This is a genomic window from Amycolatopsis sp. NPDC104775 (assembly GCF_055583325.1).
The window spans coordinates 238,974-260,092 of record NZ_JBVJOE010000011.1; the positions used below are offsets into that span (position 1 = coordinate 238,974).

Here is a 21,119-nt window from a genome sequence, read left to right on the forward strand (position 1 = left end):
GAGTTGCTGCTCGGGTTGCTGCCGTCTTCGTCGCAGTGGCCACATTGTCCGTGCCTGCGGTCGCTGAAGCTGCTTCACCGCCAGCGCCGGTCTTCACCGACGGTCAAGCGCAGCCGGTCTTCGATCCGGCTGACGTCATCCGCGAGGACGTCTGGGTCACCGCGCCCGTCGACAGCGACCATGACGGCAAGCCTGATCTCGTACACGCGCAGGTGGTGCGTCCGCGCGCCACGGAGCAAGGCATGAAGGTGCCAGTCGTGTACGAAGCGAGCCCGTACTTCGCGGGCGGCAACGACGTGACGAACCACAACGTCGACACCGAGCTGTACGTGCCGGGCCCGCACGTCGCGGCGCCGATCGGGTGGAGCTACCAGAACTACTTCACCGCGCGCGGCTTCGCTGTCGTATACGGCGAATCCCTCGGCACCGGGCTGTCCACCGGCTGCCCGACGACCGGCGACGTGAACGAGACGATCGGCGCGCGTTCGGTGGTCGACTGGCTGAACGGCCGCGCTTCCGCGCACGACCAGGCCGGAGCGCCCGTCTCGGCGAGCTGGAGCACCGGGAAGACCGGCATGATGGGCGTGTCGTACAACGGCACGTTGCCCAACGCGGTGGCCAGCACCGGCGTCGAAGGGCTCGAGACCATCGTGCCGATCGCCGCCATTTCGAGCTGGTACGGCTACTACCGCAACGCGGGCGCGGTCGTCGCGCCTGGCGGATACCAGGGCGAGGACACGGACGTGCTCGCCGGTTACGTCTACTCGCGCGCGGACCAGCAGGTCTGCCGTCCGGTGCTCGACGGCCTCACCGCCGCGCAGGATCGGTCGACGGGGGACTACAGCCAGTTCTGGGACGTGCGGAACTACCGCAACGACGTCGGCAAGGTGCACGCGTCGGTGCTCGCGGTGCACGGGCTGAACGACTGGAACGTGAAGACCGAGCAGGTCGCCACCTGGTACGAAGCGTTGAAGAAGCACGGCGTCGAGCACAAGATCTGGCTGCACCAGTCCGGCCACGCGGACCCGATTTCGCTGCGCCGCGACGTCTGGCTCACGACGTTGAACAAGTGGATGTCGCACTACCTCTACGGCGTCGACAACGGCATCGAGCGCGAGCCGAAGGCGACCATCCAGCGCGAGGACAAGTCGTGGGTCGACGAGGCCGAATGGCCCGCGCCGGGCACCGCGGACGTCGAGCTGCACCCGTGGCCGGGCGGGCGTTCGACCGGGTCGCTCGACCGGCAGCCGGTGCCGGGCATTCCGGCTGTCGAAACGCTGGCCGACGACGCGAGCAAGAAGATCGAACAGCTCGCTGACGCGGCGTCGTCCGGGAACCGCTTGCGCTACCGCACTTCCGCGACCACGGAGCCGGTGCGGCTGTCCGGCACCGCCAAAGCCGAGCTGCGGCTGTCGTTCGACCGCCCGGCCGCGAACGTCACCGCGGTCCTGCTGGACCGCGCGCCGGACGGCACTTCCCACGTGATCAGCCGGGGCTGGACGGACCCGCAGAACCGGATCAGCCCTTCGGTCACGTCGCCGATCACCCCCGGACAGCGGTACCGCATCGAGGTTTCGCTGATGCCGAAGGACTACATCGTGGCCGCCGGGCATCGCCTGGAGTTCGTGCTGGCCTCCAGCGACCACGACTTCACGCTGCGGCCGCAGCCGGGAGCCGGGCTGTCGCTGGAGCTGACCGGCACGACGGTGACGTTGCCGATCGTCGGCGGGAAGAAGGCGTTCTACTCGGCGATCCCGGCGCGGTAGGCGAACGCGACGGCTTGGGCGCGGTCGCGCAGACCGGCCTTGGCGAACAGGTGATTGACGTGCGTCTTCACCGTCGCTTCGCTGACGACGAGGGTGCGTGCGATCTCCGTGTTCGACAGCCCGGCCGCGATCAGCCGCAACACCTCGACTTCGCGTGCGGTCAGGCCTTCCAGCTCCTTCGTGCGCACCGGCGCGCGGCTCGTCGCGGCGGCTACCAGCCGTTGCTGGAGCGCGCCGTCCACAGTGGACTGTCCAGCGGCTGCTGACCGGAGGGCGCGGGCGATTGCGTCGGCGTCGGCGTCCTTCGTGAGGAACCCGCGTGCGCCGGCTTTGAGCGCGGCGAGCAGGGAATCGTCGTCGGCGTACGTGGTGAGGACGACGACTTCGGTCTTCGGATGTTGCGCGCGGACCAGCTCGGTCGTCTCGACGCCGTCGCGGTTGGGCATGCGCAGGTCGACGAGCAGTACGTCTGGCTCGTGCTCCGCGACAAGTTCGAGAGCCCGTACGCCGTCTGCCGCCGCGCCTACCACCTCGATGCCCGGCAACAGTCCGAGCAGCGTGACGAGACCTTCGCGCACTACTGCCTGATCGTCGGCGAGCACCACGCGCAGCGTCACGCCGGTACCGTCAGCTGAATCCGCCATCCGTCCTCCCCAGGGCCGCATTCGAGCTTCCCGTTCAACAGCGCGACCCGTTCGCTCATGCCTCGCAAACCGTAGCCCGGAGACGGCGGCTCCGGCGGGCGGCGGCCCTGGTGGTCGATGATCGTTAAGTCGACTTCGTCCTTCTCGAAGACCACGGTGATGTCTACGGCGGGGCCGCCAGCGTGTTTGCGCGAGTTGGCGAGGGCTTCCTGTACGGCGCGTATAAGCGTCGTGCTGACAGCTGCGTCAAGCTCGCGCGGTTCGCCTTCGATCGCCAGGTCGGCGCGAGAGCCGGTGTTGAGCCTGTACGCCGCTAGGAGGTCTGATACTGCGCGCTCGACGGGTACGGCGTCTTCGTGCAGTGCTGCGACGGCCTTGCGCGCTTCGGCGAGACCGTCCGTCGCCAGCTTCTGCGCGCGTTCTATCTGCGCGAGAGACTCTTCGCTCGCCCCGTCGCGGACCAGCAACAGGCGCGCGCCCTGGAGATTGAGCGCGAGACCGGCGAGAGAGTGCGCGAGGACGTCGTGCAGCTCGCGCGCGATACGGGCGCGTTCGGCGAGCGCGGCCGCGCGGGCGTGTTCCTCGCTGGCGGTCTGGGCACGGGCGAGAGCGAGTTCGGTCTGTTCCAGCCGCTCGGCGCGATCCCGGCGGTTGGCCGCGAGCAGCACCATGACGACGAGGATCGCGAAGAGCGAGACCACGTTCAGCCAGTCGAGCTGATAGATGATCGACCAGACGAGGATCGCCGCCGACGCCACGGCGAGCGCGATCCCCGCGGCGATCCGGTGGGAGATGCGCAGGGTGTAGAAGGCCGCGCCGAACATCGTCGTCGAGGTCCAGCTGCCCGGCTGCAGCACCCAGAGCGCGCCCGCGGCCGTCACCACGGCGATCATGGTGGCGGGCATCAGCCAGCGTGGCTTCGACTCGCGGGTGAGCCAGAGCGCCGGGACGGACAAGACGAGGACCAGCCCGATCAGCGGCCACGTCCAGGGGCGCGCGTTCGGGATCGCGAACAGGGTCGGCACGGCGAGCACGCCCCAGCGCACCCAGTCGGCGCCCTCGAATCGCCGCCGCGCGTTCGCGAGCGAGGCCGCTGGTGTGCCCATGGGCCCTCCCGGGTCGTCTTGTACGGAAAATGTACTGGCTCGGGCTTGGCTGGAGAGTGTCGGACATATCCCCCACCAGGAGGTACGCCCCATGTCCAGATTGAGACGGTTCGCGGCGGTCGCGGCCGCGGTGGCCTTGCCCGCGTGCGGCCTGACGCTGGCCGCCCAGTCGACGGCGTCCGCGGCTCCCAACTTCCAGGTGCCGTTCAAATGCGGCGTAACGGTCACCGCGGCGACGTTCAGCGGGCACAACCCGGCCAATTCGGTCGACTTCCAGAAGTCCGGCATCACCGGCATGCCGGTGCTCGCGGCCGCGCCCGGGACGGTCACGCGCGTCGCGAACGAGGGCAGCACCAGCTACGGCCGCTGGATCGAACTGGACCACGGCGGCGGCTGGCGGACCCGGTACGCGCACCTGTCCGAGCAGGAGGTCTCGGTGGGCCAGAGCGTCGGGCAGGGCAAGGAGATCGGCAAGGCAGGCGCGACCGGCGGGGTGACCGGCCCGCATCTGCATTTTGAGGAAAATCTGAACGGCGTGACGCAGAAGGCCGTGCTGAACGGCGTCGCGGTGCCGTACTACGGCAAGAAGGACTTCACGAGCAAGAACGGCTGCGGCGGCAACCCGTACTCGGCGACGCAGGTGTGCGGGTCGGGTTTCTCGGTGATCGACCAGCAGGCGCTGGGGACGGCGGGCACCGCGTACCTGCTGTACAACTCGTCCTCCAAAGAGAACTGCGTGACGACCCTGAAAGCGGTGTCCCTGGGGACCGCCAGCCCGGTCTCGGCGTTCCTGGAGGTGCAGGGCTCGACCAGGGCGACGGACTCGGGCAGCTTCACCTACTACGCCGGTCCGGTGAAGAAGAGCGCCGGTTCCACCTGCGTCAAGTGGGGCGGTTCGGTCGGCTCGTCGGCGTATGAAAGTCCGTTCGAACACTGCGGCTGAACGGTTTTTCGACAGAGTGCTGCTGGAGCTTCACTGGCTCCGGCAGCACTCTGTCTATTGTGGACTTTTTGGTCCGATGCACACCCCACCGACAATTTCCCCCGGGTCCCTTCGTTCGTGCCGGGGTTGTCCACAACCGCCTGCCGTCGTCCACAGATTTGCCGCGCGGGCCTTGACTCGCGGATTCGCGGCGCACAGTGGAGACGTGACCACCTCGACGCCGCCCGGCATCTCCCGGGCCACCCTCAGCAACCCGGCCGACCTCATCGCCTCGCTCCCGTACCTGCTTGGTTTCCGCCCCGCGGATTCCCTTGTTCTGCTGGGCCACCGCGTCCCCGGCACCACCATCGGCCTGATGCTGCGCGCCGACCTGCCGCCGCGAGAACTTCAAGCACAGCAAGCGGATTCGCTGATCCCACGCTTCGACGACCCCGAGCACAACGGCGTCACCGCCGTCCTCATCGGCGGCTCACCCGACGAAAGCGGCCCACCTCACCGGGAATTCGCCGCCGAAATCGAGCGTGCCCTGACACGCCACAACCTCCGCCTGTTTCACGCGTTGTGGGCGTTTGAGATTGAACCCGGTGCGCCTTGGTCGTGCTATCGGGACCCAGACTGCCGCGGCGTCCTTCCCGATCCCCAAGAAACCGTCCTCGCCGCCGCGACCACAGAGGCGGGTTTCGTGGTCTTCCGCAGCCGTGAAGAGCTAGCCGCCGTACTCGAACCCCGCTGCCCCGACACAATCGCCCGCCGCGCTCACCTGCTCGCTTCCTCGCCGGAGCCCTTGTGCCGTCCTGGCATGCCGCCCAGCGATGTCCTGGACGCCGCGGTGACCGAACTCCGCGAGGCTTTCCTCCGCCAACGCCGAGGCGCGGGCCCGCCCGACGACGACCAAGCCGTCCGCCTCGCCCACGCACTGATGCTCAACCCCGTCCGCGACGCCTGCCTGGCGCTCGCAGTCCCGCCGCACACGTCGCTGACCCGCGAGGCGGAGGAAGTCTGGCTGACTCTGGTCCGCGAACTGCCTCCGCCACACCGAGCCGAGGCCGCGCTGCTTCTCGGCTACACCGCCTTGATGCGCGGGGAAGGCGCACTCGCCGGGATGGCTCTGGCGAACGCCGTGGAAGCCGATCCGGAGCATCTGGTGGCGCAGTTGCTGCAGACCGCGTGGAACATCGGCACGGACCCGGCGAAACTGACCGGTTTGGCGGACTTGAGCACGGCGGTGGATCTCGGGCTGTCACCGCCCCCGGAACCGGGCGCTGGCGGGTTGGGGCCTGGGCGAAGATCGGGGCCGCCGAGCGGGATGAGGTGAGGTGATGCTGGCGGTGGGCTTCCGCGTTCCGGCCGGATGTCTGGCGCGGTCCAGGGTTCGGGCGGCTGCGAGATGAGGTGAGGTGATGCTGCGGTGGTTCGGCGGTGGGTTCCGCGCTCGGTCGCATTCTCCGGCACGGTCCAGGGCTCGGGCGGCTGCGGAGTGGGGTGGCTGGTGCTGGAGGTGGTGCGGTTCCCGCGTTCCGGGCCGTCTTCGCATCTCGCGCAATCCACGGCTCGGGCGGCTGCAGGATGAGGTGAGGTGAGGTGATGCTGCGGTGGTTCGGCGGTGGTTTCCGCGCTCCGACCGGATTTCTGGCGCGATCCACGGTTCGAGCTGCCGTCGGGAGGAGATGGCTGGTCCTGACAGCGGTGCGATGGCGGGCTTTCCACGCTCCAGCCGGACTGCATCGGAGCCGATAGGAGCTGCCGTGCGGCATTCCCGGGCAGCTTTTGCCCGGGTTTGCCTCCGCGGCGGCAGGCGAGGGAGCGAATCCTCGGCACTTCGCCGGAATGGTGTTGCTTGAGCTGGATTCGTCCGTCGCGCACGGCGGTAGCGGTTGATCGCAGCGCGAGCAGCGGTCGACCGCGAGCGGATCGTCGCTGCCCAGCGGAGCAGCGTTCAGCAACGTCCGGAGGCCCGCTGTGGTGACCGCGAGACGGGCTTCGGCGTCGAGCCGGGTGCCCTGCGGTCGGTCACGCCTGGCGCGATCCGCGGTCCGGTGCAGGATCTCGCCGCATCGTCAACGGTGCGCCTGAGCCAGCTTCCGTCCGCCGTCCCGACCCGACGCGACACCATAGAGTCCACAGTGGACTCCCGCCATCCCGCCGCCGCACCCACCCGCCGAAACGACGCGGGGCGGGAGATTCACCCGAATCCCCGCCCCGCGCCCAGACCTCAAGCCGAACCGAACCCCGTCCGCGGCCGTCAGCCACGCCCGGAACCGCCGTCAGGAACGACGCGACTGGGTGAACTGCCAAGCGTCCGACACGATCCCGTCGAGGTCGGTCAGCTTGGGCGTCCAGCCGAGTTCGCCGTTGGCCTTGTCGCTCGACGCGACCAGCACCGACGGGTCGCCGGCGCGGCGCGGGGCCACCACGGCGGGGATCGCGTGCCCGGTGACCCGGCGGCAGGCTTCCACGACCTCCAGCACCGAAAAACCGGTGCCGCTGCCGAGGTTGTAGATGCGGTGCTCGCCGGCGGCGGCGTGGCGCAGGGCCAGGAGGTGGGCGTCGGCGAGGTCGACCACGTGGATGTAGTCGCGGACGGCTGTTTTGTCGGGCGTCGGGTAGTCGTCGCCGTAGATGGAGATGTGTTCGCGGTCGCCGGTCGCGACCTGGAGGACGAGAGGGATGAGATGGGTTTCGGTGGTGTGCCGTTCGCCGAACGCGCCGTAGGCCCCGGCCACGTTGAAGTACCGGAGGCTGACCGCGGCGATGCCGTGCGCGCGGGCGAAGCTGGTGATCGCGTGGTCGATCGCGAGCTTGGACGCGCCGTAGGTGTTGGTCGGCTGCGTCGGGGCCGTTTCCGGGATCGGCGACACGTCGGGCTCGCCGTAGGTCGCCGCGGTGGAGGAAAACACCAGGCGCGGCGTGCCGTGCTTCTGCATCGCCTCCAGCAGCCGCAGCGAGGTGACCACGTTGCCTTCCCAGTACTTCGCCGGGTCGGTCATCGACTCGCCCACCAGGGACTTCGCGGCGAAGTGCAGCACGCCGTCGAAACCTTCGCCGAGCAGGTCCGCGGCTACCTCGGCGGCGTCACCCTCGACGAAGCGCGCCTGAGGGTGCACCGCGTCCGCGTGCCCGGTCGAAAGGTCGTCCACCACGGTGACCTCGTGACCGGCTTCGATGAGGCGGGCGGCGCACACGCTGCCCACGTACCCCGCGCCGCCCGTCACGATGAGTTTCAGGGGGCTTTGCTGGTCCGTCACGTCAAGGCCTTTCTGCTGAGTGGTGGCGACTGTGCGGCACAGTCTCCCCTCCCTGCGACGCGACGGACCCTCCGGGGGTTGCTCCGGAAATCAGGCCTCGTCGCGGCCCGCGCCGCGCGACGGCACCGCCGTGAACATCCGCGGAAGGCGGAATCCGGCCTGCTCGCAAGCGGTTTCGACCGCGGCGCGAACCCTGTCCAGGTCCTCGTCGCGGACCAGCGCGATCGCCGAGCCGCCGAACCCGCCGCCGGTCATCCGCGCGCCCAGTGCGCCGGCCGTGCGGGCCGAATCGACCGCGAGGTCCAGTTCGGGGGTGGAGATGCGGTAGTCGTCGCGCATGCTGACGTGCGAGGCGTCGAGGTACGGGCCGATCTCGGCGATCTTCTTCTCGCGCAGCAACGCGACCACGTCGAGCACCCGCTGGTTCTCGGTGACCACGTGGCGCACCAGGGGAACCAGTTCGGTGGGCAGCTGCTCGAATGCCTCGTCGAGCCCCTCGAGCGTGACGTCGCGCAGGGCCTTCACACCGAGCAGTTCCGCCGCGCGCTCGGTGCCGCGCCGCCGTGCGCCGTAGCCGCCGTCGGTGTGGGAATGCTTGGTGCGGGTGTCCATGATCAGCACCCGGAGTCCGGCCTCGGCGAGCGGGAACGGCACCTGCTCCATCTCGCCCGAGCGGACGTCGAGGAACAGCACCCGCGAGTCCTCGCAGCACAGCGACGCCGTCTGGTCGAGCAGCCCGGTGGGCGCGCCGACGAAGTCGTTTTCCGACCGCTGCACCCAGCGCGCGATCTCCGGACGCGCGGGCGTGCCCGCCGCGCCGTCTTCGAGCTCCACCCCGGCCACGCCCAGCAACGCCAGCGAAACCGCGCATTCGAGCGCGTGAGAGGAGGAAAGCCCGGCCCCGGACGGCACGTCGCCGGCGATCACCACGTCGGCGCCGCCCGCGTAGCCCTGGTCGCGCAGCACCCACGCCACCCCGGCGGGATACGCGGCCCATCCGTCGACCGAACCCGGTTCGAGCGCGGCGATGTCGTGCGGTCCGGAATGCTGCAGCTGCCCGTCGTCGCCGAGGGTGGAGACCTGGAGCTTGCCGTCCTCGCGCGGGGATGCGGCCGCGGCCAGCCGGTGCGGGAGCGCGAAGGGCAGCACGAAACCGTCGTTGTAGTCGGTGTGCTCGCCGATCAGGTTCACCCGGCCCGGCGCGGACCACACGCCTGCCGGGGGCCGCCCGTGGACGTCCTGGAAGGCGCGGGCCGCCTCGGTCGCCGGGGTCACTTGGCGAGCGCCAGCACGGCGTGCAGCGCCGCGGTGGACACCTGGGCAGTGCGTTCGGTGCCCTTGACCTCGACGGTCGCGCTGCCGCCGGAAGCCTTGCCGACCGTGACGAGCCCGCCGGGGACGATCCCGACCGTCCGCAGTTCGGTGAGCAGCGACTCGTCGAGCTGCACGTGCTCGGCGATGCGGCGGATCTCCACCTCGCCGCCGCCGGTGCGGGCGAACTCGTCGAGGCGCACCAGGCCGTCCTCGGCGCGCGGCGCGGGATCGCCGTCGCCGAGCTTGTCGAGGCCGGGGATCGGGTTGCCGTAGGGCGACGTGGTCGGGTGGTCGAGCAGCTTCACCAGCTTGCGCTCGACGGCCTCGCTCATCACGTGCTCCCAGCGGCACGCCTCGTTGTGCACGTGCTCCCACTCGAGGCCGATGACGTCGACGAGGAGGCGCTCGGCGAGCCGGTGCTTGCGCATGACCGCGACGGCGAGGTCGTGGCCGTGGTCGGTGAGCTGCAGATGCCGGTCGTCGGCGACGACGACCAGCCCGTCGCGCTCCATCCTGGCCACGGTCTGGCTCACGGTGGGCCCGCTCTGCTGCAGGCGCTCGGCGATCCGGGCCCGCAGCGGGACGACCCCTTCCTCTTCGAGCTCGTAGATGGTACGCAGGTACATCTCGGTGGTGTCGATGAGATCGTTCACGCTGTCCCCTTCGTCCGCGTAGCTCATCGTAGTCGCTGGCCCCGACAGCGACGGCCCGCCTCGGCGTAACGGCCCGGCCGCGCCGAAAAGTCCTGCCCCGCTGCGCGAACCGCGTCCGGACCTGCAGGATGGGGCCATGCGACCGTTGATCTCGCCCGCTGAGCTCGCCGCGTTCCCCGACCGCGAGCGTCCTGTCGTGCTGGACGTCCGCTGGCGGCTCGGCGGACCGCCGGCAGCGGAGTCCTACCAGGAGGGACACCTGCCCGGGGCGGTGTTCGTCGACCTCGACACGGCGCTGGCCGCGCCGCCCGGCGAGGGCGGCCGCCATCCGCTGCCCGACCCGGCCGCGCTGCAGCGTGAGCTGCGGAAAGCCGGGGTCCGGGCCGGACGTCCGGTGGTCGTCTACGACGACGCCGACGGATCGGTCGCCGCGCGCGCCTGGTGGCTGCTGCGCTGGGCGGGGCATCCGGAGGTCGCGGTGCTCGACGGCGGTTACGCAGCGTGGCTGGCGGAGGGGCGGGAAGTGACGGCCGAAGCGCGTTCGCCGGAGCCCGGCGACATCGAGGTCCGGCCGGGCGGCATGCCGGTCCTGTCGGCCGACGACGCGGCGGCGCTCGCGCGCGACGGCGTGCTGTTCGACGCGCGGGCGCACGTCCGCTACACCGGCGAGACCGAGCCGGTCGACCCGCGGGCCGGGCACATTCCGGGCGCGGTCAGTGCGCCGTCGTCCGAGCACGCCGGTGCGGACGGACGCTGGAAGTCCCCGTCCGAGCTCGCCGAGCGGTTCGCGTCGCTGGGGTTGGCCGACGGAGTTCCGGCCGGCGCCTACTGCGGTTCGGGCATCACGGCGTCGTCGGTGGTGCTGGCGCTGGAGGTGGCCGGGCATCCGGAGCCGGCCGCGTTGTACGCGGGGTCGTGGTCGCACTGGTCGCGCGATCCGGAGCGTCCGGCGGCGACCGGTCCCGAACGCGGCTGAATTCGCCGGAACTTTCGGCGCTGTGCGGCGACTTCTCGTCCGGAAGGCTTTTCCGGGCGAGAGGCGGCGTTCATGGAGCGAAGGACATTCCTGCGCGGGTCGGCGGCAGCCGGAGCGGCGATGGCGGCATCGGCGGTGGCGGCGAACCCGGCTGAGGCAGCGGCGACCACCGAGGCGACTGCGAACCGGCGGCCGTTGCGGGTTCAGGTCGTGCTGTTCGACGGCGTCGAGGAGCAGGACTTCGCTGGTCCGTACGAAGTGTTTTCCGCTGCGGGCATGCACACGAAGCGCGGCACGGAGGTTTCGTACGTGCGCGTAGACGGGCCGGGCGTCGTGCGCGCGGCGTACGGGACGAAAGTGGAGGTGGAGCGCGGCTGGTCTCCGCGGGACGCTGACATCATCGTCGTGCCGGGCGGTGGTTACGCGAAGCGGAAAGGTCCGGGCATCTGGGCGGAGATCGACCGCCGGGTGCTGCCGGACGCGCTGGCCGCCGCGCCGCGCAAAGGGCTGACGCTGGCGTCGCTCTGCACTGGCGCGCTTCTGCTCGGCGCGGCCGGGCTGGTGCGCGGACGTCCGTGCACGACTCACCACGGCGCTGTCGACACGCTCGTCCAGCAGGGCGGGGTGGTCAAGAAAGCCCGCGTCGTCGACGACGGCGACGTGGTCACCTCGGGCGGCATCACGAGCGGGCTCGACCTGGCCTTGTGGCTGGTGAAACGCGAACTCGGCTCCGACGCGGCGGCCGGTCTGGAGGAAATGCTCGAGTACGAAGCGCGCGGCGTCGTCTGGACGCGCGGCTGAGTTCCGTCCCCGCCGCGAAACCCGGCTCGGGACGCGGCGGGGAAGTACAGTGCGAGGCATGTCGTCGCCTGCAGTTGTCTGGGATCCGTCGCTGCTGAAGTACGACCTGGGCGGGCAGCATCCGTTCAACCCCGTCCGGCTCGACCTCACGGTGCGGCTCGCGACCGAACTGGGCGTGCTCGACGGCGTCGAGCTGCTCGTGCCCACCGCGGCGGGCGACGAGGAATTGCTGCGCGTGCACGCTCCCGAGTACCTGGCCGCCGTGCGGGAAGCTCCGAACGTCGGATGGGACGTCGGGCACGGCCTCGGGACCGACGACAACCCCGTGTTCTCCGACATGCACGACGCGACCGCATTGGTGGTCGGCTCGACGCTGCTCGCCGCGCGCAAGATCGCCGATGGCGAGGTGCGTCGAGCAGTCAACATCGCGGGCGGGCTGCACCACGCGATGCGCGATCACGCGTCCGGCTTCTGCGTCTACAACGACTGCGCGGTCGCCATTTCGTGGCTGCTCGACCACGGCTTCGACCGCATCGCCTACGTCGACACCGACGTGCACCACGGCGACGGTGTCCAAGCCGCGTTTTACGACGACCCGCGCGTCCTGACCGTCTCGATGCACCAGCACCCGTTCACGCTCTGGCCCGGCACCGGCTACTCCGCTGAGATCGGTAAGGGCGACGCAGCCGGTACGGCAGTGAACATCCCCCTGCCGCCGCATACTCGGGATCCCGGTTGGCTGCGGGCGTTCGACGCGGTGGTTCCGGCTGTGCTGCGGGAGTTCCAGCCGCAGCTGCTCGTCACCCAGTGCGGGGTGGACTCGCACGAGGAAGACCCGATGGCCGACATGTCCCTGTCGGTCGACGGCCACCGCACCATCTACTCCACGCTGCGCGACCTCGCCGAACGCTACGCGAACGGCCGCTGGCTCGCCGTCGGCGGCGGGGGATACCAGCTGATCCGCGTGGTGCCGCGCTCGTGGACGCACCTGATGGCGACCGTGCTGGACCGCGACGTCCCGCCGGAAACGCCGCTGCCGCCCGGCTGGGTCTCGACGGTCACGCGCGCCGCCCCGGCCGCCGACCTCCCCGCCGCGATGACCGACGGCAAGGACACCGCCTTCAAACCCTGGGGCGACGACGCGGACGACCCGGTGGACATCGCGATCCGCGACACCCGCCGCGCGATCTTCCCGCTGCACGGCCTCGACCCGGACGATCCGAGGGATTGACCATGCCCGACCAACCTCGCCAGCCCGGAACCGGCGACCCCGGCCCGGGCGAAGCCGCGCCCGGCGCTCGGATGACGCGCGGCTCTGGCGGATCTGCGGTGCGGCAATCCGGTGGTGTCTTCGCCCTCTGCCGGGAAAGCCGGGCCAGCGCGGGCGGAAGCCTGAAGCCCGGCTTGCTCGCCGGGCCCGTGCGGGGTGAGGCCGACGCGTCCGCCGGAGCTTCCGCGAACCCGGCTGCGGGCGGGCGCGCGGCGTCGGAATGGTCTGAACCGGAGAGGAATTCCCGAGACGGGAGGCGATGCGATGTCTGACGAACCTGGGACAGGCGCGGCTTCGGAACGGGCCGCCTCGGCGACGGATTCCGGCACCGCGGGCAGCGCTGCGGCTCGCGACGGGTCCGCTGCCGCGAATCCCGCGGGTAGCGGCGGCGGGGCAGCGGGGCGGTCAGCTCCGAGCCCGGCAGAGGGCACTGCGGAGGGCACCGCGGCACAACACACCGCGGTACAACAAGCCGCCGCACAACAAGCCGCCGCACAACAAGCCGCCGCGGGCGGCACCGCACAACACACCGCCACACAGCACGCCGCCGCGGGTGGGAAGCGCGATCCCTACGACTACCCCCGCGACTGGGAAGCCGACGTGGTCCTTTCCGACGGCGGCACTGTCCACTTGCGACCGGTCGTCCCCAGCGACGCCGATGGGCTCGTCGCTCTGCACAGCAGGCTTTCCGACCGCACCAGGTATTTCCGGTACTTCGGCGCCTACCCGCGCATCCCACCGCGGGATTTGGAGCGGTTTTCCACTGTGGACCACCACGATCGGGTCGCGTTTGTCGCCTTGCTGGGGGACGACGTGGTCGCGGTGGGGCGTTACGAGCGGCTCGATCAGGGTCCGTCGGCGGAGGTGGCGTTCGTCGTCGACGACAAGCATCAGGGGCGCGGGCTGGGGTCGATCCTTCTCGAACACCTTGCCGCGGCGGCGTCGGAGTGCGGGTTGCGGCGGTTTGTCGCCGAGGTGCTCAGTGAGAACGCGGCGATGGTGCGCGTGTTCCGCGACGCGGGCTACCAGGTCAGCCGGGCGATCGAGGAAGGTGTGCTGCATCTCGAGTTCGACATCGACCCTACCGAGGAATCACTCGCGGTCGCGCGGTCGAGGGAGCAGGCCGCGGAGGCGCGGAGTGTGCACAATTTGCTCCATCCCGGCACGGTGGCGGTGATCGGGGCGTCCGCGGACCCGACCAAGGTCGGGCATGTCGCGTTCGCCAATCTGCTGGCGGCGGATTTCGCGGGGGCCGTTTATCCGGTCAATCCCGAGCATCGGTCGGTGCGCGGGGTGCGGGCGTATCCGTCGGTGCTCGATATTCCGGATCCGGTCGATCTGGCGTTGGTGGCGGTTCCGGCGGAGGCGGTCGAATCGGTGCTGGACGCTTGCCTGGCCAAGGGCGTCAAGACGCTGGTGATCGTGTCCGGCGGGTTCGCCGAGTCGGGGCCGCTGGGGTTGCACGCGGAGTTGCGGCTGGTCGGCGAGGCGCGGGCGCACGGGATGCGCGTGGTCGGGCCGAATGCGCTGGGCGTGCTCAACACAGCGAAGGACGTTCGGCTCAACGCGACGCTCGCGCCGCGGTTGCCGAAGCGTGGGCGGACTGGGTTCTTCTGCCAGTCGGGTGCGCTGGGGACGGCGATTCTGGCGGACGCGGGGTCGCGCGGGCTGGGGTTGTCGACGTTCGTGTCGGCGGGCAACCGGGCGGATGTTTCCGGCAATGACTTGCTGCAGTATTGGGAAACCGATCCGGATACCGATTTGGTGTTGCTGTATCTGGAATCGTTCGGCAATCCGCGCAAGTTCGCGCGGCTGGCGCGCAGGCTGGCGCGGTCGAAGCCGATCGTGGCGGTGAAGTCGGGGCGGCACGCGGTGCGGCCGCAGCTCGCGGCGACGTCGGCGGAGGTCGACGAGGCCAGCGTGCAGGCGTTGTTCGAGCAGGCTGGTGTCGTGCGGGTCGAGTCGCTGGCGCAGTTGTTCGACACGGCGCTCGTGTTCGCGCATCAGCCATTGCCGGCGGGGCCGCGGATCGGGATCGTCGGGAACTCCAGCGCGATCGGGTTGCTGGCTGCCGACACCGCGCGTGCGGAGGGGTTGCGGCTCGCGTTCGATCCGGTGGACATCGGGCCGCAGGCGGGGCCGGACGAGTTCGCGACGGCGGTGCGGGAGGCGTTGGATTCGCCGGATACCGACGCGTTGATCGCCGTGTTCGCGCCGCCGGTGGCGATTCCTGGTGCTGCGTACGCGAGGGCGTTGCGCGAAGCGGTGTCGGAGATGAAGCAGTCGAAGCCGATCGTCTCGACGTTCCTTGCCGCGGAAGGGGTGCCGGACGAGCTGGCGGTGCTGTCTGACGACGGCGTGCCGACGCGTGGGTCGATTCCGTCGTATTCGAGCCCGGAGCGTGCGGTGAACGCGTTGGCGCGCGTGGTGCGGTACGCGGCGTGGCGGCAGCGGCCGCAGGGGACGTTGGTGCGGCCTGGCGGTTTGCACGTCGAGCAGGCGCAGGAGATTGTGCGCGAGTTGTTGCCGGAAGACGGCAGTTCGACGCTGCTGTCTGACGACGACGTGGTGCGCTTGCTGAGCTGTTACGGCGTGGATGTGGTGCCGTTCCGGGTGACGTCTAGCGAAGACGCGGCTGTAGCGGCGGCGGCTGAGCTTGGCTATCCGGTCACGCTCAAGGCGGTCGACGAGCGGTTGCGGGGGCGGCCGGACTTCGCTGGCGTACGGCTCGACCTGATGTCCGAAGAGTCTGTACGCGGCGCGTACCAGGATCTGTGTGCGGTATCCGGTGACGAAGACGTGTACGTGCAACAGATGGCGCCGAAGGGACTGTCGTGCGCCATTGGACTGCAGGACGACCCGTCGTTCGGCACGCTCGTGTCGTTCGGGCTGTCCGGGTTGGTCAGCACGCTGCTCGGCGACCGCGCGTACCGGGCGGTGCCGTTGACGGACGTTGACGCGGCGACGCTGATCCGGGAGCCGCGTACGTCGCCGTTGTTGACGGGGTATCGCGGTGACGAGCCTGCGGACCTCGCGGCGTTGCAGGACATGGTGTTGCGTGTCGCGGCGCTCGCGGAGGACAACCCTGAGGTGCGGTCGCTGGCGTTGGACCCGATTCTCGCGTCGCCGGACGGGGCGTTCGTCGCCAACGCGCGGCTGGTGGTGGGTGCACCGCCGACGCGGCCGGATACTGGACCGCGCCGGCTGCGGCACATCACGCCGTTGGACTGACCACCAGTTCGCCGAGGCCCAGCAGTTGTTCCGTGGCGCCACCGCTGGCGAACTCCAGGCGCTTCGCGGCGGCGAAGTAGCGGTGTACGGGATGTTCGACGTCGATGCCGACACCGCCGTGCAGGTGCACTGCGGTGTGCGCGACGCGGTGTCCGGCTTCGGCGGCCCAGAACTTCGCGGTGGCTACGTCAGCGGCGGCGGGGAGGCCCTCGGCGAGCTTCCAGGCAGCCTGCCACAGCGTCAGCCGTACGGCTTCGACGTCGATGTACGCGTCGGCTAACCGGTGTCGGACAGCTTGGAAGCTGCCCAGCACCTTGTCGAACTGCTTGCGCTCGCGCGTGTAATCGGCGGTCAGCTCAAGAGCGCGTTCCAACACGCCTAGCTGTTGCGCGCAAGCGCCGAGCGTGCCGCGAAGGCGCAGCTGTTCGCCGACGTCGCCGAGAGCGACTCCGGGAGTGTCGGACAGCGTCACCAAAGCAGCGTCAGCGTGGTCGGTGGTCGACTGCGCTTCGATCGAAACCCCAGCAGCGTCCTTCTCGACGATGTACACGCCGTCGTTGGCTTCGACGAGTAAGGCGTCCGCGAAGGCCCCGAAGGGGACGGCGGTCTGCGTACCGGTGAGGCGTCCCTCCGAAGCGAGGAAAGAGCCGCCCAAAGCGACAGCGAGCACGGCCTTGCCGCGAGAGACCGGAAGCAGCCATCGCTCAGCCAGCAAAGGATCAGTGAGCACCGAACCTGCCTGGACAACGGACGACAGGTAGGGGACCGGGGCGACCGCGCGGCCGATCTCGATCAGGACGGAACACTGCTCCAGCAAGCCGAAACCGCCGCCGCCGACCGTCGCGGGCAGGGCGGCGTCGAGGACGCCGGAGCGGGCCAAGACAGTCCACAGTGGAGCGTCGAAACCACCGGATCCGTGCGGGCCGAGAGATTCCGCGGTGACCTGGTCGGCGAGGATGCGCCGGGTCAGTGCGGAAAGGTCGGTTTGTGCTTCGGTGAGAGAGAAGTCCACCGGGAGAACTCCTTAACGCGTCACGGGCTGGCCGAGGGCGGCGGCGGCGACGATGTCGCGCTGCACCTCGTTGGTGCCGCCGCCGAAAGTGAGGATCAACGCCGAGCGGTGCAGCCGTTCCAGCCGTCCCGCGAGCACCGCGCCAGGGGAGCCGTCGCGCACCACGGCGGCCGCGCCGACCACCTCCATCAGCAGCCGGTACGCCTCGATCGCCATCTCGGTTCCGTACACCTTGGTCGCCGACGCCTCGGCCGGGCCGAGTTCGCTGGCCGCGGCGGCCCAGGCGATCTTCCAGTTCCGCAGCTTCAGGTACTCGGCGTAAGCATGCACACGCGCGAGGTGCGTCCGGACCCATTCACGGTCGGTCAGCGACTCTTCGCGAGCCCATTCCACGACGTCGGCCAGCGCTTTCCGCACCGGCGCGGCCGAGGTCAGGGCGACGCGTTCGTGGTTGAGCTGGTTGGTGATCAGCGGCCAGCCCGCGTTCTCCTCGGCGACTCGCGACGTGACCGGAACCCGGATGTCGTCGTAGTAGGTCGCGCTGGTGCCGGGCCCGGCGACGGTGTGCACCTTCGTCCAGGAGAAGCCCGGAGCGGAGGTCGGCACGATCAGGATCGACAGGCCCCTGTGCTTGCGCGCCTCCGGATCGGTGCGCGCGGCGAGCCAGACGTAATCGGCGTACTCGATCAGGCTGGTCCACATTTTCTGGCCGTTGACCACGTACTCGTCGCCGTCGCGGGTCGCCCGCGTGCGCAGCGAGGCGAGGTCGGTGCCCGCGCCCGGTTCGGAGTAGCCGATCGAGAAATGCAGCTCGCCCGCGGCGATCTTCGGCAGGTAGAACGCCTTCTGATCCGGGGTGCCGAACCGCATGATCGTCGGGCCGATCGTGTTCACCGTCAGGAACGGCACCGGCACCCCGGCGACCGCCGCCTCGTCGGTGAAGATCAGCTGGTCGAGCATGCTGCGGTCCTGGCCGCCGTACTCGCGCGGCCAGCCGAGCGCGAGCCAGCCGTCCTTGCCCAGCTGCCGGACGATTTCCTTGTACGCCAAGCCGTCGCCGTACTCGCCGCCCGGCGCGGCGAGGCTTTCCCGCCGCGCCGGAGTCATCAGCTCGGCGAAGTACTCCCGCAGCTCGGCGGCCAATGCCCGCTGCCGCGGCGTGTAGTCGATCCGCACCCGTCACCTCCACCCCGCCGGTCTCGTTGTGGTGTCGTACCGGGCCCCGGCGGTAAGCTAGAACCTGTTCTAGTTGTACCAGGAGTGCCGGACGGGAGGAAGCATGGAGGTCAGTGTCGACCGGTCGCTGTGCGAGGCGAACGCGGTCTGCGTGGGGTTCGCGCCGGAGGTGTTCGATCTCGACGACGACGAGAACCTGGTGATCGGACCGGTTCCGGAGGAAGAAGTAGAACGTGTTTCGCAAGCGGTGACGAACTGCCCGAAGAACGCCCTGTTCACAACCGGTTAACCAGGGCTTGCTCAATACGAGAACAGATTCTAGTCTGTGCTGCGTCAGGCAGGCTTCGACGAGGAGGCTCGCGGGTGGGATCGGCCGTAGGGAACACGAGCGACGACCGGGTTGAGGCGGTTCGATGACGCTCGAGGGCAAAGTCGCAGTCGTCACCGGCGCCGGAGCGGGGCTGGGCCGGGCCGAGGCGCTCGCGCTGGCCCGCGAAGGCGCGTCCGTCGTGGTCAACGACATCGCCGAGGCGAGCGACGTCGTAGCCGAGATCGAGAAACACGGCGGCAAGGCGCTCGCGGTGGCCGGGGACGTCTCGGCGGCCGAGACCGCGAAGGAACTGCTGTCGGCCGCGGTGGACCATTTCGGCAGCCTCGACATCGTCGTGAACAACGCGGGCGTGCTCCGCGACCGGATGCTGTTCTCGATGTCCGACGAGGACTGGGACAAGGTCATCGCGGTGCATCTGCGCGGGCATTTCCTGCTGTCCCGCAACGCCGCCGCGTACTGGCGCGATCGCTCCAAAATGGAGGGACAGCCGGTGTACGGCAGGCTGGTGAACACCGCGTCCGAGGCGTTCCTGGTCGGTTCGCCCGGCCAGCCCAACTACTCGGCGGCCAAGGCCGGGATCGCCGCGCTCACCATGTCCGCGGCGCGCGGGCTGGCCAAATACGGCGTGCGCGCCAACACGATCTGCCCCCGCGCCCGCACCGCGATGACCGCGGATGTCTTCGGCGAGGCACCCAAGGACGGGCTCGATCCGTTGTCGGTAGAGCACGTTGCTCCGTTTGTCGCATTCCTCGCCTCACCGCGAGCGGACGCGATCAACGGCCAGGTTTTCGTCGTCCACGGCGGCATGGTCGCGTTGCTGGCGCCGCCGTCGGTGGAGCAGCGGTTCGACGCCGCGAACGGCGCCTGGACCACCAGCGAACTCGCCGAGACCGTCGGCGCGCACTTCGCCGGACGCGACCCGGAGCGGATGTTCGCCGCGACCGATCTGCTTTCGCTGCCCTGAAACCGGAGGACGCATGACCGAGCACCGGCTGGCAGGCAAGGTCGCGCTCATCACCGGCGCGGCCCGGGGACAGGGCGCGGCGGCCGCGCGCGCGTTCGTCGCACAGGGCGCGAAGGTGGTGATCGCCGACGTCCTCGACGACGAAGGCAAGCAACTCGCCGCGGAGCTTGGCGAAGCGGCGGTGTTCTGCCATCTCGACGTGAGCGACGAGGACGGCTGGACTGCCGCGGTCGAGACCACGGTGGCCGAATTCGGGCCGCCGACGGTGCTCGTCAACAACGCCGGGGTGCTGTACTTTTCGGAGCTCGCGAAGACGCCGCTGTCCGAATACGAACGCGTCGTGCGGATCAACCAGATCGGGGCGTTTCTCGGCATGCGCTCGGTCGTTGAACCCATGGCCGGGGCCGGCGGCGGCTCCATCGTCAACGTGTCCTCTGTGGAGGGTCTGGCCGGGATGCCGTTCCTCGTCGCCTACACCGCGACCAAGTTCGCGATCCGCGGGATGACCAAGGTCGCCGCGCTGGAACTGGGCGCGCGCGGGATCCGGGTCAACTCGGTGCACCCGGGCATGATCGACACGAAAATGGTCTCCGACGCCGCGGGCGCGGACGTGGACGTGTCCTGGGTGGGCAAGAAGGTCGCGCTCGGCCGGGTCGGGCGGGCCGACGAGATCGCGCCGCTGCTGGTGTTCCTCGGCAGCGACGAGAGTTCGTATTGCACCGGCGCCGAGTTCGTCGCCGACGGCGGCGCCACGGCCACGCACGCGTTGAAGCTGTGAAGGGTGCTGCTGAGCCCAGGGTGACGGCTGGGGCCCGAAGGGACGGGAGTGAACACCGCTAACCGAAATCGGCGGGCGGGGATGGGCAAGACTCGGGGGTGACTACTGGGAGGTGCGGTGGGCGGAAGCGGCTCGGTCACTCTCCCCGGCACCGCGGCGCTGGCCCAGGTCGGCAGGCTCGCCACGTTGTCTTGGGAGGTCCTGCGGGCGATCTTCAAACGCCCGTTCCAGTTCCGTGAATGGATCCAGCAGTGCTGGTTCTTCGCGAGCGTCACGATTCTGCCGACGGCATTGGTCGCGATCCCGTTCGGGGCGGTCATCGCGCTGCAGCTCGGCTCGCTGACCACGCAGATCGGCGCGCAGTCCTTCACCGGCGCGGCCAGCGCGCTCGCCATCGTGCAGCAGGCGAGCCCGCTGATCACCGCGCTGCTGGTGGCCGGGGCGGGCGGCAGCGCCGTCTGTGCCGACATCGGCGCGCGCAAAATCCGCGAAGAAATCGACGCGATGGAAGTGCTCGGCGTCAACCCGATCCAGCGCATTGTGGTGCCGAGGGTGCTCGCCGCGATCGTCGTGTCAGTGCTGCTCAACGGCCTGGTCAGCGTGGTCGGCGTGCTCGGCGGCTACTTCTTCAACGTGGTCCTGCAAGGCGGCACGCCTGGCGCGTACCTGGCCAGCTTCAACGCGCTCGCGCAGGTGCCGGACCTCTGGATCAGCGAGATCAAGGCGTTCCTGTACGGCTTCGTCGCGGGCGTGGTCGCCGCCTTCCGCGGGCTGAACCCGGCGGGCGGGCCCAAGGGCGTCGGCGACGCGGTGAACCAGGCGGTGGTGATCACCTTCCTGCTGCTGTTCCTGATCAACGTCGTGCTGACCGCCGTGTACCTCAAAGTCGTGCCCCCGAAGGCGCTGTGA

The 21,119-nt window shown here is 69.8% G+C and carries 18 protein-coding genes; 11 read left to right on the forward strand and 7 right to left on the reverse strand.

The window, feature by feature from the left end:
* Positions 1-35: 35 nt before the first annotated feature.
* Positions 36-1,766, forward strand: a complete 1,731-nt coding sequence (locus ACZ63D_RS36950; protein WP_465358965.1) for a Xaa-Pro dipeptidyl-peptidase — start codon at positions 36-38, stop codon at positions 1,764-1,766.
* Here ACZ63D_RS36950 and ACZ63D_RS36955 read toward each other — a convergent pair.
* Entirely contained in the window at positions 1,742-2,383 is a 642-nt protein-coding gene (locus ACZ63D_RS36955) for a response regulator (RefSeq protein ID WP_465359015.1), read from the reverse strand. The genes ACZ63D_RS36950 and ACZ63D_RS36955 overlap by 25 nt on opposite strands.
* On the reverse strand, positions 2,380-3,516 hold the full coding sequence (locus ACZ63D_RS36960; RefSeq protein WP_465358966.1) for a sensor histidine kinase: 1,137 nt from the start codon (positions 3,514-3,516) through the stop codon (positions 2,380-2,382). Before ACZ63D_RS36960 ends, ACZ63D_RS36955 begins: the two co-directional genes overlap by 4 nt.
* A gap of 91 nt (positions 3,517-3,607) precedes the next feature.
* On the opposite strand from ACZ63D_RS36960, the gene ACZ63D_RS36965 reads away from it, so the two are divergent.
* Both ACZ63D_RS36965 and ACZ63D_RS36970 read left to right on the forward strand, forming a co-directional pair.
* Positions 3,608-4,459, forward strand: coding sequence for a M23 family metallopeptidase (locus ACZ63D_RS36965; RefSeq protein WP_182890798.1), 852 nt, complete (start codon positions 3,608-3,610; stop codon positions 4,457-4,459).
* A 205-nt stretch (positions 4,460-4,664) separates the two neighbouring features.
* Positions 4,665-5,774, forward strand: coding sequence for a DUF4192 domain-containing protein (locus ACZ63D_RS36970; RefSeq protein ID WP_465358967.1), 1,110 nt, complete (start codon positions 4,665-4,667; stop codon positions 5,772-5,774).
* Positions 5,775-6,723: 949 nt separating this feature from the next.
* On the opposite strand, the gene galE is transcribed toward ACZ63D_RS36970, so the two are convergent.
* The 3 genes from galE to ACZ63D_RS36985 form a co-directional block, all read right to left on the reverse strand.
* Entirely contained in the window at positions 6,724-7,704 is a 981-nt protein-coding gene (galE, locus tag ACZ63D_RS36975) for a UDP-glucose 4-epimerase GalE (RefSeq protein ID WP_465358968.1), read from the reverse strand.
* A 90-nt stretch (positions 7,705-7,794) separates the two neighbouring features.
* Positions 7,795-8,979 carry a galactokinase gene (galK, locus tag ACZ63D_RS36980; RefSeq protein WP_465358969.1) on the reverse strand — a complete coding sequence of 395 codons (1,185 nt, stop codon included), beginning with the start codon at positions 8,977-8,979 and terminating at the stop codon, positions 7,795-7,797.
* Entirely contained in the window at positions 8,976-9,698 is a 723-nt protein-coding gene (locus tag ACZ63D_RS36985; protein WP_465358970.1) for a metal-dependent transcriptional regulator, read from the reverse strand. The genes galK and ACZ63D_RS36985 overlap by 4 nt, the downstream gene beginning before the upstream one ends.
* 109 nt (positions 9,699-9,807) lie before the next feature.
* Between ACZ63D_RS36985 and ACZ63D_RS36990 the strand changes: the two genes are divergently transcribed.
* The 4 genes from ACZ63D_RS36990 to ACZ63D_RS37005 all read left to right on the forward strand — a co-directional run bounded on the left by ACZ63D_RS36990 (position 9,808) and on the right by ACZ63D_RS37005 (position 15,949).
* Positions 9,808-10,647, forward strand: coding sequence for a sulfurtransferase (locus ACZ63D_RS36990; protein ID WP_465358971.1), 840 nt, complete (start codon positions 9,808-9,810; stop codon positions 10,645-10,647).
* A gap of 72 nt (positions 10,648-10,719) precedes the next feature.
* Positions 10,720-11,448 (forward strand): DJ-1/PfpI family protein, encoded by a 729-nt coding sequence (locus ACZ63D_RS36995; RefSeq protein WP_465358972.1) that lies wholly within the window; start codon positions 10,720-10,722, stop codon positions 11,446-11,448.
* Between the two features lie 58 nt (positions 11,449-11,506).
* A complete protein-coding gene (locus ACZ63D_RS37000) occupies positions 11,507-12,679 on the forward strand; it encodes an acetoin utilization protein AcuC (RefSeq protein WP_465358973.1) in 1,173 nt (390 codons plus the stop codon).
* 303 nt (positions 12,680-12,982) lie between these two features.
* Positions 12,983-15,949 carry a bifunctional acetate--CoA ligase family protein/GNAT family N-acetyltransferase gene (locus ACZ63D_RS37005; protein WP_465358974.1) on the forward strand — a complete coding sequence of 989 codons (2,967 nt, stop codon included), beginning with the start codon at positions 12,983-12,985 and terminating at the stop codon, positions 15,947-15,949.
* On the opposite strand, the gene ACZ63D_RS37010 is transcribed toward ACZ63D_RS37005, so the two are convergent.
* The gene (locus tag ACZ63D_RS37010; protein WP_465358975.1) at positions 15,933-16,961 is read right to left on the reverse strand and encodes an acyl-CoA dehydrogenase family protein; all 1,029 of its coding nucleotides are present in this window, start codon (positions 16,959-16,961) and stop codon (positions 15,933-15,935) included. The genes ACZ63D_RS37005 and ACZ63D_RS37010 overlap by 17 nt on opposite strands.
* Before the next feature lie 12 nt (positions 16,962-16,973).
* Positions 16,974-18,137: an acyl-CoA dehydrogenase family protein gene (locus ACZ63D_RS37015; RefSeq protein ID WP_465358976.1), complete on the reverse strand. Its 1,164-nt coding sequence runs from the start codon at positions 18,135-18,137 to the stop codon at positions 16,974-16,976.
* 103 nt (positions 18,138-18,240) lie between these two features.
* Here ACZ63D_RS37015 and ACZ63D_RS37020 point away from each other — a divergent pair, with 103 nt between their 5' ends.
* From ACZ63D_RS37020 to ACZ63D_RS37035, 4 genes are all read left to right on the forward strand, one after another.
* A complete protein-coding gene (locus ACZ63D_RS37020) occupies positions 18,241-18,426 on the forward strand; it encodes a ferredoxin (RefSeq protein WP_037809816.1) in 186 nt (61 codons plus the stop codon).
* Between the two features lie 124 nt (positions 18,427-18,550).
* Positions 18,551-19,432, forward strand: coding sequence for a 3-oxoacyl-ACP reductase (locus ACZ63D_RS37025; RefSeq protein ID WP_465358977.1), 882 nt, complete (start codon positions 18,551-18,553; stop codon positions 19,430-19,432).
* A 13-nt stretch (positions 19,433-19,445) separates the two neighbouring features.
* Complete coding sequence (locus ACZ63D_RS37030) at positions 19,446-20,210, forward strand: glucose 1-dehydrogenase (protein WP_465358978.1); 765 nt, start codon at positions 19,446-19,448, stop codon at positions 20,208-20,210.
* Between the two features lie 117 nt (positions 20,211-20,327).
* The gene (locus ACZ63D_RS37035; RefSeq protein WP_465358979.1) at positions 20,328-21,119 is read left to right on the forward strand and encodes an MlaE family ABC transporter permease; all 792 of its coding nucleotides are present in this window, start codon (positions 20,328-20,330) and stop codon (positions 21,117-21,119) included.

Excerpts from the sequence above, each read along its gene's own strand:
- ACZ63D_RS37025 (WP_465358977.1), top strand. The coding sequence starts at position 18,551 with ATGACGCTCGAGGGCAAAGTCGCAGTCGTCACCGGCGCCGGAGCGGGG.
- ACZ63D_RS37005 (WP_465358974.1), top strand. The coding sequence starts at position 12,983 with ATGTCTGACGAACCTGGGACAGGCGCGGCTTCGGAACGGGCCGCCTCG.
- ACZ63D_RS37020 (WP_037809816.1), top strand. The coding sequence starts at position 18,241 with ATGGAGGTCAGTGTCGACCGGTCGCTGTGCGAGGCGAACGCGGTCTGC.
- ACZ63D_RS37030 (WP_465358978.1), top strand. The coding sequence starts at position 19,446 with ATGACCGAGCACCGGCTGGCAGGCAAGGTCGCGCTCATCACCGGCGCG.
- ACZ63D_RS36985 (WP_465358970.1), bottom strand. The coding sequence starts at position 9,698 with ATGAGCTACGCGGACGAAGGGGACAGCGTGAACGATCTCATCGACACC.
- ACZ63D_RS36995 (WP_465358972.1), top strand. The coding sequence starts at position 10,720 with ATGGAGCGAAGGACATTCCTGCGCGGGTCGGCGGCAGCCGGAGCGGCG.
- ACZ63D_RS36965 (WP_182890798.1), top strand. The coding sequence starts at position 3,608 with ATGTCCAGATTGAGACGGTTCGCGGCGGTCGCGGCCGCGGTGGCCTTG.
- ACZ63D_RS36960 (WP_465358966.1), bottom strand. The coding sequence starts at position 3,516 with ATGGGCACACCAGCGGCCTCGCTCGCGAACGCGCGGCGGCGATTCGAG.
- ACZ63D_RS37000 (WP_465358973.1), top strand. The coding sequence starts at position 11,507 with ATGTCGTCGCCTGCAGTTGTCTGGGATCCGTCGCTGCTGAAGTACGAC.
- ACZ63D_RS36990 (WP_465358971.1), top strand. The coding sequence starts at position 9,808 with ATGCGACCGTTGATCTCGCCCGCTGAGCTCGCCGCGTTCCCCGACCGC.